The organism is Methylobacterium brachiatum (genome assembly GCF_900113845.1).
GTDB lineage: Bacteria > Pseudomonadota > Alphaproteobacteria > Rhizobiales > Beijerinckiaceae > Methylobacterium > Methylobacterium brachiatum.
On record NZ_FOQW01000003.1, the window covers coordinates 208,248 to 221,233 of the forward strand.

The window sequence follows — 12,986 nt, forward strand, 5'->3', positions numbered from 1 at the left end:
CCGGTATAGATCACTATTCAAGGCGGTTAACGCATCATTAACTGTAATTTGCGTACGGATGTCGGCGAATTAGTATTCCTCGAGACGCCGCGCGCCGATGCCCCGCTACTTCATCGACCTCCATGATGGTTCCCAGCCAGTCCGCGACGAGGTCGGTTTCGACCTGCCGGACCTGCCGGCCGCACGCGCCAAGGTCACCCGGATCATGTCGGCGATCGCCCGCGACATGCTGCCCGACGTGGAGCGTCAGGACTACGTAGCCTGCGTGCGCGACACGGTCGGCAAGGTGGTGTTTCGTGCGCGCCTGTCGCTCGCGGCGGAAGCCGTCGAGTGAGGCCGAGACGACCCTGAGGCTCCCCGTCGCGGCCGGGAGAGCTTGACCACGGCGCCGGGCCGGCCATCTCCCCTCCATGAAACGGCGCAGCCTGCTCACGGTCGCGAGTGCGGCCACGGTGATGACGCTCGGCGGCGTCGGCTATGCCGCCCACCGCCGGGGCAAGAACCCGTATTATCGCGGTCCGAAATCCGACCATTTCGACGGGCTGCGGTTCTTCCTGCCGGACCAAGCCACCGACAAGTCGCTGCCGGACGTGCTGCGCTGGCAGGCCAAGCGGCAGCGCGAGCCCTGGCCCAAGAGCTATCCGAGCCCGTTCCCCGCCGACCGGCCGCCCGAGCGCAGCGGCGCGCTGCGCGTCGTCCTGATCGGCCACGCGAGCTATCTGGTGCAGGTCGCCGGCCGCAACATCCTGATCGATCCGGTCTTCGCCAAGCGGGCCAGCCCGGTCCGCTTCGCCGGCCCGAAGCGGGTCAACCCGCCGGGGATCGCGTTCGGCGACCTGCCGCCGATCGATGCGGTCCTGATCACCCACAACCACTACGACCATCTCGACGGGCCGAGCCTCGCCCGGATCTGGCAGGCCCACCAGCCGCTGATCGTCGCGCCGCTCGGCAACGACACGATCCTGCGCAACTACGACGACACGATGCATGTCGAGACCCGCGACTGGGGCGAGTCGGTGGATCTCGGCGACGGCCTGACCGTCCACCTGACCCCTGCCAATCACTGGTCCGCCCGCGGCGTGCAGGACCGGCGCATGGCCCTGTGGTGCGCCTTCGTGCTCACCGCGGCCCAGGGCGTCCATTACCATGTGGGCGATACCGGCTTCGGCGATGGCGGCCTCTTCCGCGACATCCGCGCCCGGTTCGGCGCGCCCCGGCTCGCGACCCTGCCGATCGGCGCCTACGAGCCGCGCTGGTTCATGCAGGCCCAGCACGTGAACCCGGCCGAGGCGGTCGAGGCCTTCGCGCTCCTCGGGGCCGACCAGGCGCTCGGCCACCATTGGGGCACGTTCCAGCTCACCGACGAGGGGATCGAGCGGCCCGTAGAGGCGCTGACGGCGGCGCTGGAGGCGCAGGGCATCGCCTCCGAGCGTTTCCTGGCCCTGAGGCCCGGACAGGTCTGGGCCGGCTGAGGGGCGGAATACCGGCAGCCGCGGCGTTGGGCACGATGCATGCAAGATACCGTATGCGGCCTGCGGCGGCACTTCTCGACGGAGGGGGCGCTGACGGGCGGTGCGTCCCCTACTGCCGAGAGACACGATGGACTCGATCAAGCCGACACGCCGCGCGCTCATGGCCGGGGGCGCGGCCCTGGCGGCCCTGGGCACGGTCGGCCGGGCCGGCGCCCAGGGCGGAAGTGCCGGCAGCCTGACCTACGGCATCTCGATGACCGACCTGCCGCTCACCACCGGTCAGCCGGACCGGGGCGCCGGCGGCTACCAGTTCACCGGCCTGACGCTCTACGATCCCCTGGTCGCCTGGGATCTCGGGATCGCCGACCGGCCCGGCACGATGATCCCCGGCCTCGCCACGTCCTGGGAGGTCGACAAGGCGGATCCGAAGATCTGGATCTTCCACCTGCGCGAAGGCGTGACATTCCATGACGGCTCGGCCTTCGATGCCGACGCAGTGATCTGGAACTTCGACAAGGTCCTCAACAAGGAGGCGCCGCATTTCGACCAGCGGCAGGCCGCCCAGGTCCGCCCGCGGCTGCCGGGTGTCGCGAACTACCGGAAGCTCGACGCCAAGACCGTCCAGGTGACCACGAAGAATCCCGACAGCCTGTTCCCCTACCAGATGCTGTGGTTCCTGATCTCCTCGCCGGCGCAATACGAGGCGGTCGGGCGCGACTGGGCGAAGTTCGCGTTCCAGCCCTCGGGCACCGGCCCGTTCAAGATGGGTCAGCTGGTCCCCCGGGTCCGCCTCGAACTGCTGCCGAATGCCGGCTACTGGAACCCGAAGCGGGTGCCGAAGCTCGCCAAGCTGACGCTGACCTGCGTGCCCGAGGATCTCGCCCGGGTGAACGCGCTGCTCTCCGGCAATGTCGACCTGATCGAGGCGCCGGCCCCGGACGCGGTGCCCCGCCTGAAGGCGTCCGGCATCCGCGTCGTCGGCAACGACACCCCGCATGTCTGGAACTACCACCTGTCGATGCTGGAGGGCTCCCCCTGGCGGGACCTGCGCCTGCGCAAGGCCGCCAACCTCGCCATCGATCGCGCGGGCGTCGTCCAGCTTCTGGGCGGTCTCGCCCAGCCGGCCGCCGGTCAGATGCAGGCGTCGAGCCCGTGGTTCGGCAAGCCCAGCTTCCAGATCAAGACCGACGTCGAACAGGCGCGCAAGCTCGTGCAGGAGGCCGGCTTCTCGGTGCAGAACCCGGTGAAGGCGACGATCATGATCCCCACCGGCGGCACCGGGCAGATGCTGTCCCTGCCGATCAACGAATTCGTCCAGCAGAGCTGGGCCGAGATCGGCATCCAGGTCGAGTTCAAGACCGTGGAGCTGGAGGTGGCCTACACGGCCTGGCGCCAGGGTGCCGCGGATCCCAGCCTCAAGGGCATCACCGCCGGCAACATCGCCTACGTCACCTCGGACCCGTTCTACGCGATCCTGCGCTTCTACGATTCGAAGCAGATCGCCCCGGGCGGCGTGAACTGGAGCCATTACCGCAACCCGGAGGTCGATGCGCTCTGCGACAAGGTGAAGGCGAGCCTGGATCCGGATGAGCAGAACAAACTGCTGGCCCGCATCCATGAAATCATCGTCGACGACGCGGTGCAGGTCTGGGTGGTCCACGACACCAATCCCCACGCCTTGTCGCCGCGGGTGAAGGATTACGTGCAGGCTCAGCACTGGTTTCAGGATCTCTCGACGCTGGCCTGAGACCGCCTCAATCCATGCGGAGGTTCGGGGAAAGCCTGGGCGAATCAGGAACGATCGTCGCGAGACTGTGTTGGGACCCCAACGCACGAAGGAGTGTCCCATGAAGACCCTGCTCGCCGGCGCCATCCTGGCCGCCTCCCTCGCGACCGTCGTCCCGGCCTCGGCCCAGCGCATCGATATCGGACCCGACGGTCCCAGCGTCGACCTGCGCTCGCGCGGCCAGCGGGAACGCGACTTCCGGCGCGAGGAATATCGCCGGGATCGCGACCGGGCCGATGACGAGGACCGGATGTATCGCCGGCAGCGTTTCGAGGACGACCGCCCCGTGGTCCGTCGCGGCTACGGCTACTGAGTCAGCCGGCTGACCGCCTTGTAGGGCGCGATGATTTTGGAAGGGGTCGGCATGTGCCGGCCCCTTTTCTCATCGCGTCTGGCGTTGGAAGCTGCGCTGCACCGCCAAACTTCGCACTTGCAGCAGCGCTGGCGCGCGACTAGGAAGATCGCGCATCACGTTTCGGGAGAATTTGGCAATGACCCTTCGTTTCATCAGTGGTTTCGCGGCGGTTGCGTTTGCCGTGTCCGGCCTTTCGGTCCCCGCCGCCCTGGCCAAGCCGGTGAGCGGAGCCAGCGCCGTGAAGATGATCGACACCGATAACGACGGCACCGTCGATCTCAAGGAGGTCGAAGCCGTGGCCTCCGCCACCTTCGATCGCCTGGAGAAGGATGCCGACGGCACCCTCGATGCCAAGGAGCTGAAGGGCCGCCTCAGCAAGGTCGGCCTGAAGCAGGCCGATCCGGACAACGACGGCACCATCGACAAGAACGAGTACCTCGCTGCCGTCGCCGACCGCTTCAAGGCGGCCGACCCGGATGGCGACGGCACCCTCGATGCCAAGGAGCTGAACTCCAAGGCCGGCAAGGCGCTGCTCGCCCTGATCAAGTAACGTTTTGCGGGCACACCCTGCCCGTATCGACGAACGGCAACGCCCTCGTGGATGTATCCACGGGGGCGTTCTTGCGTTTCAGTCGCGAATATGAGGCTGATACACAGATTTTGCACGCGCGTGCTTATCGCCCTTCGGTTGTATGCCCCGAATCATGAATGTTGCATTCGGTTGCGTTGCGAAGAGATCGACCGTGCGACGGATGGGCAATAATCTACAGATGCGCGGAAGATGTGCAGGTTGGCGGTTGACGGATCGCAACCTGTAGGTGCAGTTTGGGGTCGGTTGGGGGGCCGACACCATGCGAAACGACACGCCGGAAGACGCGACGAGTCTGGAACTGCTCGCGGAAATGCGGGCGATGATCGACGCGGCGCGCGAGGTCATCGAAGTGTCGCAGGCCACGCGCGACCAGCCGGCCGAGGACCTGGCTTCGGAACCGGAGCCCGTGGAGTCTGCGATCGATTCGTCGGACCTGCTCGGGGATATCAGCGACAACCTGCTCGTGGCCTATCAGCTGGCCAAGCATGACGGCGATCCGCTCACCGTGGCGCTGATCGAGAAGGTGCTGTTCCATGTCGGGCGCCGGCTGGCGCGGGGCATGTCGCCGGCTGATGCCGGCATTCCCTGCCACTAGAGCGCTCGGCGCCGAAGCGGGACACTGCTCGGCGTCGGCGGGCGCGATCGGGAGCGGCGTCTGGACGTCGCCCCGAATGGCCACCTCTGAGAGGCTCAGAGGCGGCCTGTCTCGATACGGTCGAGGAAGGCGCGCAGGTAGAGGCCGGCCGCGTCGGCGCGCTCCACGGCGAGGAGATGCGCCGCCCGGGGGAGCACGACGAGTTCCGCTTGGGCGATGCCGGCGCAGATCGCCTCCGCCATGGCGGGCGGCGTCGAAGGGTCGTCGCGCCCGGCCATCACCAGGGTCGGAGCCGTGATCGCCGACAGGGCCGGGCGCAGATCCATGCGCCCGATCGCCTCGCAGCACACCGCGTAGCCCGCCCGGTCACAGGCGATGAAGCGTTCGCGGACCGCCTGGACGGTTTCGGGCGCATGCTGCGCGAAGGCCGGGGTGAACCAGCGCGCCAGGGTGGCGTCCACCAGAGCGCCGGTGCCCTGGCTCCGGGCCGTCGCGGCGCGCGCGTTCCAGGTCTGCGCAGTCGGGAGATGGGCCGCCGTCGCCATCAGGGTCGCGCTCACGGCACGCTCGGGCTCGGCGCTCGCCAGCGCCTGCACGGTCATGCCGCCCAGCGAGAGGCCGACCAGATGGGCGCGGCCGATCCCGAGGGCGTCGAGCAGTCCCGCGAGGTCGCCCGCCAGATCCGCGATCTCGGTCGGCCGGTCGCGCGTTTCCGAGCCGCCATGGCCGCGTGTGTCGTAGCGCAGGGTCCGGAAGCGGCCGGCCAGGGCCGGCAGCAGGGCGTCCCACATCTCCAGGGTGGCGCCCAGCGAGTTCGAGAAGGCCACGACGGGCGCGTCGTCCGGGCCTTCGAGAACGTAGCGGAGCTCGAGCCCCCGGACGGCGATCTGCGGCATCAAGCGTCTCCGTGTTCGGCTATGCGTGTCATCCGCCCAGATAGGTCGCGTGCGCGCCTGATCAGCGCCCCCGCACGCTCCGGAGACGCAGCAGAATCATCGCGCCCGCGATTGCCCAGGCGGCGCAGGTCGGCGCCAGCCATTGCTGAAGGTTCGGCAGGGACCAGCCGTACAGGAATTCGGCGCCCAGATGCGCTTGGACTGCGTCCCAGCCGGCATGCTTGATGTCGTGCTCGCGCTGCCCGGCCTCGCGGCCGAAATAGTAGGTCGAGACCACCAGCGCCGCGGTCGCCTCGGGACGGGGTGCGCGCAGCCCGATCATCGCGGCGGCGACGCCGGCGGTCTCGGGCAGGGCCGTGAGGGCGTGGCTCGTCGCCGGGTTGGCGATCATGAAGCCGAGGAGCGCGTCGAGCATCCGGTGAGGTTACACGATCCGCCGCCCGGCGTCGGCCGCGCGCATCCGAATGCCGGCCGCGGGGTTGATCCCCTGCAGACCGGAGCGGGACCATGGCCGAACCGTACACTCTCGAGCGTTTCGTCGCCGCGCAGGAGGGCGTCTACGAGCGGGCGCTGGCCGAGCTGCGCGCCGGGGAGAAGCGCAGCCACTGGATGTGGTTCATCTTCCCGCAGATCGCCGGTCTGGGCTCCAGCCCGATGGCCCAGCGCTACGCGATCGGCTCCCTCGACGAGGCCAAGGCTTACCTGGCCCATCCCGTGCTCGGCGACCGTCTGCGCGCCTGCACGGCGGCGGTGAACGGCGTCACCGCCCGCTCGGCGCACGCGATCTTCGGTTCGCCCGACGACGTGAAGTTCCGCTCGAGCATGACCCTGTTCACGCGCGCCGCGCCGGAGGAGCCGCTCTTCGCTGAGGCGCTGGCGCGGTATTTCGACGGCCAGCCCGATCCGCTGACGCTCGCCAAGCTCGGTGCGGGCTAGGGGGTCACCGCCCCCATAGGCCGACACGCTCGGCCCGGGCCTGCTCCTCGGCGCCGAGCAGGTCCGGCGGGGCGTCTTCCGCTGCGCGCGCGCCGCCGGCCGTGAGGATCAGGGCGGCGAGGTCGTCGCCCTCGATCCGGCAGCGGGCCGTGGCCCCGTCGGCGAGGCTGCAGACTACCTCCCGGCGGCGCAGGTAGTTCGCGAGCTGGCGGGCGAGATGGCCGCGCTCGCCGACGACGCCGAGCAGGCGCACGGTCCGCCCGCGCAGCGACAGGGTCCCGGTGTCGATCACCTCGGGCACGCCCCGGATCTCCGCGGACGCGACCGGGGCCGGCGGGGCCGAGGCGGCGGCCGGCGCCGGCTCGGCCCGTTCCGCCGAAGGGCGGGGCTTGCCCTTGGCCAGCTGCGCCGAGGCGCGCTGGACGAAATCGTGGAAGATGCCGGCCGGCATCTCGCCGCCGAACATCCGGTTCATCGGGCTGTCGTCGTCGTTGCCGATCCACACCCCGACCACGAGGTCCGGGGTCATGCCGACGAACCAGGCGTCCCGGAAATCCTGGCTGGTGCCGGTCTTGCCGCCGATGATCTGGCCCGGCACCCGCGCCGCCCGGCCGGTGCCGGATTCGACCACCGCCTGAAGCGAATCGAGCATCATCTGGCGCGGCTCCTGCGCCAAGGGGGCGGTCTGGGCCGGATCGGCCCGCACGTAGAGCGGCTGCGGGGCGGCGCCGCGGATCGCGTGGATGCCGAAGGCCTGGAGCGGGGCACGGCCCGAGAGCACCGAGCCGTAGGCGCGGGTGATCTCCAGGAGGCTTACGGCGCCGGAGCCGAGGACGAGGCTCGGCACGTTCGGCAGCTCGGACTGGATCCCGAGCTTGCGGGCGGTGGCGATCACCGCCGGGATGCCGACATCCTGCCCGAGCTGGGCCGCCACCGTGTTGATCGAGAGCGCGAAGGCGGTCCGCAGCGGCACCGGCCCGCGATAGCGCCCGTCGTCGTTCTCGGGCTCCCAGTCGCCGATCCGCACCGGGCGATCGTCCATCACGGTCTCGGGCGTGAGGCCCTGCTCGTAGGCCGTCAGGTAGACGAGGAGCTTGAACAGCGAGCCCGGCTGCCGCTTGGCCTGGACGGCGCGGTTGAACTGGCTGTCCTCGTAATCCCGACCGCCGACCATCGCGAGGATCGCGCCGGCCTTCGACAGCACCACCATGGCCGCTTGGCCGACCTTGCGCTTGGCGCCGTCCTTGTCGAGGCGGCGGGCGACCACGCCCTCGGCGAGGCTCTGCAGGTCGAGATTGAGGGTCGAGCGCACGGTCATGTCGCCGTCGGTGCCGGCCAGACGCTTCACGTCGCCGGCGATCATGTCGAGGAAGTAGTTGGTGCCGGGGGGCGCCTCGGGGGGCGACTTCAGGCTCACGCTCTGCTTGCGCGCGGCGTCGGCCTCTCCCTGCGTGATCGCGCCGGTCTCGACCATGGCCTGCAGCACCACGTCGGCCCGTTCCTTGGCGCCGCCGAGGTTGCGGGTCGGGGCGAGCTGCGAGGGCGCCCGCACCAGCCCGGCCAGCATGGCCGCCTCGGGCAGGGTCAGGGCCTTGGCGGGCTTGCCGAAATAGCGCCGCGCCGCCGCATCCGCCCCGTAGGCGCCGGCACCGAAATAGGCGGCGTCGAGATAGCCGAGCAGGATCTCGTCCTTGCTCATGGTCGACTCGACCCGCAAGGCCAGGAACGCCTCCTGGACTTTGCGCCAGAGCGTCTTCTCCTGGTTGAGCGAGGTCAGGCGGACATATTGCTGCGTGATCGTCGAGCCGCCCTCGCGCACGCCGCCGCCCGCGACATTGCGCCAGGCGGCACGGCCGAGGCCGCGCAGGTCGATGCCCCAGTGGCTGTAGAAGCGGCGATCCTCGATCGCCACGATCGCCTTGGCGAGGTTCGGCGGCAGGTCGGCGGCGGTGAGCTTCTGGCCGCGAAAGCTGCCCCGGGTGGCGAAGACCCGCCCGTCATCCGCCTCGACGGTGATCGCCCGCTGGCCGGTATCGACGACCGCGCCCCCGAGCGGCGGCAGGGTCAGGAGGGCGGCGAGCAGGTAGATCGCCAGCGCCAGGACCGGCAGCAGGATCGCCGCACCGACGGCGAGCAGCACCGGCTTGCGGTTCAGGCGCGCGAAACGCGCGGAGGCGGGGGCAGGTGAGGCGCCAACCGACTGTTCCGTCGCTTCCGGTCCCACGCGATCGCGCCGACGGGCGAGGCTCGCGGCGAGCCGGGCGAAGGCCGATTGCCCGAGCCCCAGGAGGCCGCGTCCACCGGCAGCGATCAGGATCCATAGGTGGCGGAACAGGTCGCGGGCGGCCCGCCCGGCCTCGCGCGCCGCCCTGCGCGGGTCCGACGTGTCCGCCCCGGGGCTCCGCGCGGGATCCGGGTCGGTCGGGGCGCGCTCCGGCGCGTCTGGCGTCATCGCGATACGTGTTCCGGGACCGGCCGATCCGATCGACGGAGGGTTCTAAGCTGCATTCGCCTGCGAGTCCCACCGACAAAGCGATGAGGCCGGCCTGCCGGAGACGATCGCGCCCGAGCGTGTGACGCGCGCCACGCGGTCCGGTCTCGAACCGCGGGCGGGCGGCGGCTTACCGCCCCGCGGCCGTGTGCCGGCTGCGTAGCTGGAAGGCCAGGATCAGCAGGAGCACGCCGAACGCGATCGTGTAGGCGCCGATCCACCAGGTGAGCACCAGGGCCGACATGCCCGGCTCCAGGGCCAGCGCGATGCCGAACAGGATCGAGACCAGGCCGCCGAGCCCGAGCCACCAGCGTCCGTAATGGAGGTGCAGTCGGAAGGCGGCCGCGATCATCAGGCCGCCGGTCACGAGCGCCCAGGCGGCGAGCAGCAGCACGAACGCCCAGACAGCCGCGCCCGGGACGAGCACGGCGGCCACGGCCACGATGATGTCGACGAGGCCTTCGAGCAGCAGGAAGCCCCAGCGCTCGTGCCGCTGCGCGGCGCGTACGGCGCCGACGATCGCGAAGGCGCCGTCGACCAGGGTGTAGGCGGCGAACAGCAGCACGAGCGAGAGCACGAAGGCCCCGGGCGCCGCGAAGGCGACGATGCCGAACAGGATCGCTACGACGCCGCGCAGGGCGATGAGCCACCAGTTCCGGGCGAGCGCCGCGCTCATCGCATCGAGGCGCGCGCTGCCGGTGAGCGGGATGCCGGAGGGCGATGTCGCGGTCGAGCCGGAGCCCGAGCCCTGCGGGTTGGGTGATTGGGTGCTGGTCATGGCGGAACTCCGAAACGCGCCGGGCCCGCCGGCCCGGTCAATCCGCCCGCAGAACGCTGCACTGCGACAAGCGTTCCTGAGGCCGGCCGCGGGCCGGGTGGAACCTTGGTGCAATCCCTGACTTTTGCTGACCGAGGCGGGCACGCGTACAGCCCGGCTGCCGTGCGGCGGCCGGTCCATCCAGTGGTGATGAGACGCCATGTTTGACGAGCAGCGGCAGGCCGCCGAGCCCGCATCACGTCCGCTGTCGGTCGAGGGACCGCCCGAGGCGCCCCAGCGCGACATTCTGGATCTCGGCGGCGACAGGTCCCGACGGACAGGCGAGACCGCGCGCAAGCCCAACACAGACGACGATCCGGGTTCCTCCGACGCGGAGGGCCGGGACGACGATGCCCGAAAGGAGGACGAGCCCGAGGACGAGGAGCAACGCCCGAACATCCTGCGGCGCCACCCTTGGGCCTTCCTGCTCGGAGGCCTCGCGGTGGTCGCGCTGTGCGTCGGCGTGTTCTTCTACTGGCTCCTGTACATGCATCCCTATGAGAGCACCGACGACGCGTTCGTCGATGCCCGCAGCATCGCGGTCCAGCCGAAGGTCGGCGGATACCTGGTCGAGGTTCCGGTCACCGACAACCAGCATGTCGAGGCCGGACAGATGCTGTTCCAGATCGATCAGCGCGACTACCGGATCGCCCTCGAGCAAGCGAAAGCTCAGGTCGCGGCCGACGAGGCGGCGATCACGAATATCGACGCCCAGATCCAGGCCCAGTACGCCAATATCGACGTGTCCAAGGCCCAGGTCGCCACCGCCGAGGCGGCCCTGAAGTTCGCCCAGGAGGATGCGGCCCGCTACAAGGACCTCGCGGAGTGGGGCTCGGGCTCGGTCCAGCAATCCCAGTCGGCGACCTCGACGCTGCAGCAGCGCCAGGCCTCGGTGCAGAGCGCGAATGCGAGCGTCGTCGCCGCGCAGAAGCAGATCGGTGCGCTCCAGGCCCAGAAGGCCTCGACCCAGGCGCAGATGGCCCGGGACAAGGCCCAGGTCGAGCAGGCGGAGTTGAACCTCGGCTACACGACGATCCGGGCGGTGCAGCCCGGGCGGGTCGTGCGGCTGACGGGCGGTATCGGGGCGCTGGCGCAGGCCGGGCAGAGCCTGTCGATGTTCGTGCCGGACGACATCTGGGTCACGGCGAACTACAAGGAGACGCAGATCACCGACATGCGTCCCGGCCAGCCGGTGGACCTCGTGATCGATGCCTATCCGGGTCGCACGATCCACGGCACCGTGGCCTCCGTCCAGCCGGGTTCGGGCACCGCCTTCAGCCTGCTGCCGGCCCAGAACGCCACCGGCAATTACGTGAAGGTCACGCAGCGCATCCCCGTGAAGATCGTGGTCAAGGATTGGCCGACGGACGTCTCGATCGGCCCGGGCATGTCGGTCGTCCCCACCGTCACGGTGCGGTGACCGCGATGGCCGGGACCGGCCGGGCTTCCGCCGGCAAATCGTCCGCCGCCAAGGCGCCGGGCGGGCACAATCCGTGGCTGATCGCCTGCGTGGTGGCGCTGGCGACCTTCATGGAGGTGCTCGACACCACCATCGCCAACGTGGCGCTCCGCTACATCTCCGGGGGGCTCGCGGTCGGGCCCGACGAGGCGGCCTGGGTGGTGACCAGCTACCTCGTGGCCAACGCGATCACGCTGACGGCGTCGAGCTTCCTGGCCAAGCGCTACGGCCGCAAGGCCTTCTTCATGTGGTCGGTGGCGCTGTTCACCGTCGCGTCGATCCTGTGCGGCTTCGCCTGGAGCCTCGAATCGCTGCTGCTGTTCCGGGTGCTGCAGGGGCTCGGCGGCGGCGGCATGGCCCCGCTGGCGCAATCGATCCTGGCCGATTCCTTCCCGCCCGAGAAGCGCGGCCAGGCCTTCGCGCTCTACGGCGTCGCCATCGTGGTCGCGCCGGTGATCGGCCCGACTTTGGGCGGCTGGCTCTCCGACAACGCCTCCTGGCACTGGTGCTTCCTGATCAACGGGCCGATCGGCGTGATCGCGCTCGGGCTGATGTACTGGCTGATCGAGGACAGCGACGCGGCCAAGAAGGAGCGCCGCGCCCTGGTGCGCAAGGGTATCCGGTTCGACATCTTCGGCTTCCTGCTGGTCGCCGTGTTCCTCGGCTCGTTGGAGGTCATTCTCGACGAAGGCCAGCGGAAGGACTGGTTCGGCACGTCGACCCTGATGAACGTCTCCGGCCTGCTCATGGTCGTCTCGTTCATCGCCATGATCCCCTGGCTCCTGACCCGGAAGAACCCGGCGGTGGACCTGCGCCTGATCGGCAATCGCCAGTTCGGCTCCTGCTTCCTGGTGATGATGTTCACCGGGGCGATCCTGATCGCCACCACGCAGTTCATCCCGCAGATCACGCAGGAATATTACGGCTACACCGCCACCCTGTCGGGCCTCGTGCTCGGCCCCGGGGGCATGGTCACGGTGGTGATGATGTTCCTCACCGGCCGGGTCTCGGCCTACGTGCAGCCGAAATGGCTGATCGCGGCCGGCATGACCATCGTGGCGCTGGGCATGTACGACCTGACCCGGCTCAACGGCACGACGACGTTCTCGTTCTTCGCGTGGTCGCGGGTCTATATCGGCATCGGCCTGCCGATGGTGTTCCTGTCGATCACCTCGGCCTCCTACGAGGGCCTGCGCAAGGACCAGACCGACCAGGCTTCGGCCCTGATCAACGTCGCCCGCAACGTCGGCGGCTCGATGGGCGTGTCGCTCGCCCAGAACATGCTGGCCTATCGCAGCCAGTTCCACCAGAGCCGGCTGGTCGAGAGCGTCAACCCGGCCGCGCCCGCCTACCAGGAGACCATGCGGCAGGCGACGCAGTACTTCTCCGAGCACGGCTATGCCGGCGTCGAGGCCCAGAGCCAGGCGACCGCCTGGATCGGCAGCGTGCTCCAGACGCAGGTGGCCTACTGGGCCTATATCGACGTGTTCTGGGTGATGGGCCTGGTCGCCGCCTGCGCGGTGCCCCTCGCGCTGAGCCTGAAATCGGTCAAGCTCGGCGGCGGTGCCCCGGCTGGCGGGCACTGAC

At 69.7% G+C, this 12,986-nt stretch carries 13 protein-coding genes; 9 read left to right on the forward strand and 4 right to left on the reverse strand.

All coding sequences use genetic code 11. The features are described from left to right. Nucleotides 1–97: 97 nt before the first annotated feature. From BMZ47_RS03175 to BMZ47_RS03200, 6 genes are all read left to right on the forward strand, one after another. Nucleotides 98–334 (forward strand): DUF6894 family protein, encoded by a 237-nt coding sequence (locus BMZ47_RS03175; RefSeq protein WP_007568781.1) that lies wholly within the window; start codon nt 98–100, stop codon nt 332–334. Nucleotides 335–410: 76 nt separating this feature from the next. After that, nucleotides 411–1,472 carry an MBL fold metallo-hydrolase gene (locus BMZ47_RS03180; protein ID WP_091858549.1) on the forward strand — a complete coding sequence of 354 codons (1,062 nt, stop codon included), beginning with the start codon at nt 411–413 and terminating at the stop codon, nt 1,470–1,472. A gap of 127 nt (nt 1,473–1,599) precedes the next feature. Next, entirely contained in the window at nt 1,600–3,219 is a 1,620-nt protein-coding gene (locus BMZ47_RS03185; protein ID WP_091858551.1) for an ABC transporter substrate-binding protein, read from the forward strand. A 100-nt stretch (nt 3,220–3,319) separates the two neighbouring features. Then, entirely contained in the window at nt 3,320–3,571 is a 252-nt protein-coding gene (locus BMZ47_RS03190; RefSeq protein ID WP_007568784.1) for a hypothetical protein, read from the forward strand. Nucleotides 3,572–3,749: 178 nt separating this feature from the next. Next, the gene (gene lanM, locus BMZ47_RS03195) at nt 3,750–4,163 is read left to right on the forward strand and encodes a lanmodulin LanM (RefSeq protein ID WP_091858554.1); all 414 of its coding nucleotides are present in this window, start codon (nt 3,750–3,752) and stop codon (nt 4,161–4,163) included. Nucleotides 4,164–4,464: 301 nt separating this feature from the next. Continuing rightward, on the forward strand, nt 4,465–4,800 hold the full coding sequence (locus BMZ47_RS03200) for a hypothetical protein (RefSeq protein ID WP_139220922.1): 336 nt from the start codon (nt 4,465–4,467) through the stop codon (nt 4,798–4,800). 95 nt (nt 4,801–4,895) lie between these two features. Here BMZ47_RS03200 and pcaD read toward each other — a convergent pair whose 3' ends face one another. Together pcaD and BMZ47_RS03210 are read right to left on the reverse strand one after the other, a co-directional pair. Next, the gene (gene pcaD, locus BMZ47_RS03205; RefSeq protein WP_091858560.1) at nt 4,896–5,696 is read right to left on the reverse strand and encodes a 3-oxoadipate enol-lactonase; all 801 of its coding nucleotides are present in this window, start codon (nt 5,694–5,696) and stop codon (nt 4,896–4,898) included. 61 nt (nt 5,697–5,757) lie between these two features. Then, nucleotides 5,758–6,111, reverse strand: a complete 354-nt coding sequence (locus BMZ47_RS03210) for a hypothetical protein (RefSeq protein ID WP_091858564.1) — start codon at nt 6,109–6,111, stop codon at nt 5,758–5,760. A 92-nt stretch (nt 6,112–6,203) separates the two neighbouring features. Here BMZ47_RS03210 and BMZ47_RS03215 point away from each other — a divergent pair, with 92 nt between their 5' ends. Next, nucleotides 6,204–6,632: a DUF1810 domain-containing protein gene (locus BMZ47_RS03215; RefSeq protein WP_091858567.1), complete on the forward strand. Its 429-nt coding sequence runs from the start codon at nt 6,204–6,206 to the stop codon at nt 6,630–6,632. A gap of 4 nt (nt 6,633–6,636) precedes the next feature. On the opposite strand, the gene BMZ47_RS03220 is transcribed toward BMZ47_RS03215, so the two are convergent. Continuing rightward, entirely contained in the window at nt 6,637–9,084 is a 2,448-nt protein-coding gene (locus BMZ47_RS03220; RefSeq protein ID WP_091858570.1) for a PBP1A family penicillin-binding protein, read from the reverse strand. Nucleotides 9,085–9,253: 169 nt separating this feature from the next. Next, nucleotides 9,254–9,901 (reverse strand): HdeD family acid-resistance protein, encoded by a 648-nt coding sequence (locus tag BMZ47_RS03225; RefSeq protein ID WP_007568798.1) that lies wholly within the window; start codon nt 9,899–9,901, stop codon nt 9,254–9,256. A gap of 199 nt (nt 9,902–10,100) precedes the next feature. On the opposite strand from BMZ47_RS03225, the gene BMZ47_RS03230 reads away from it, so the two are divergent. After that, nucleotides 10,101–11,360: an HlyD family secretion protein gene (locus BMZ47_RS03230; RefSeq protein ID WP_091858573.1), complete on the forward strand. Its 1,260-nt coding sequence runs from the start codon at nt 10,101–10,103 to the stop codon at nt 11,358–11,360. Nucleotides 11,361–11,365: 5 nt separating this feature from the next. After that, nucleotides 11,366–12,985 carry a DHA2 family efflux MFS transporter permease subunit gene (locus BMZ47_RS03235; RefSeq protein ID WP_091858576.1) on the forward strand — a complete coding sequence of 540 codons (1,620 nt, stop codon included), beginning with the start codon at nt 11,366–11,368 and terminating at the stop codon, nt 12,983–12,985. Nucleotide 12,986 lies beyond the last annotated feature (1 nt).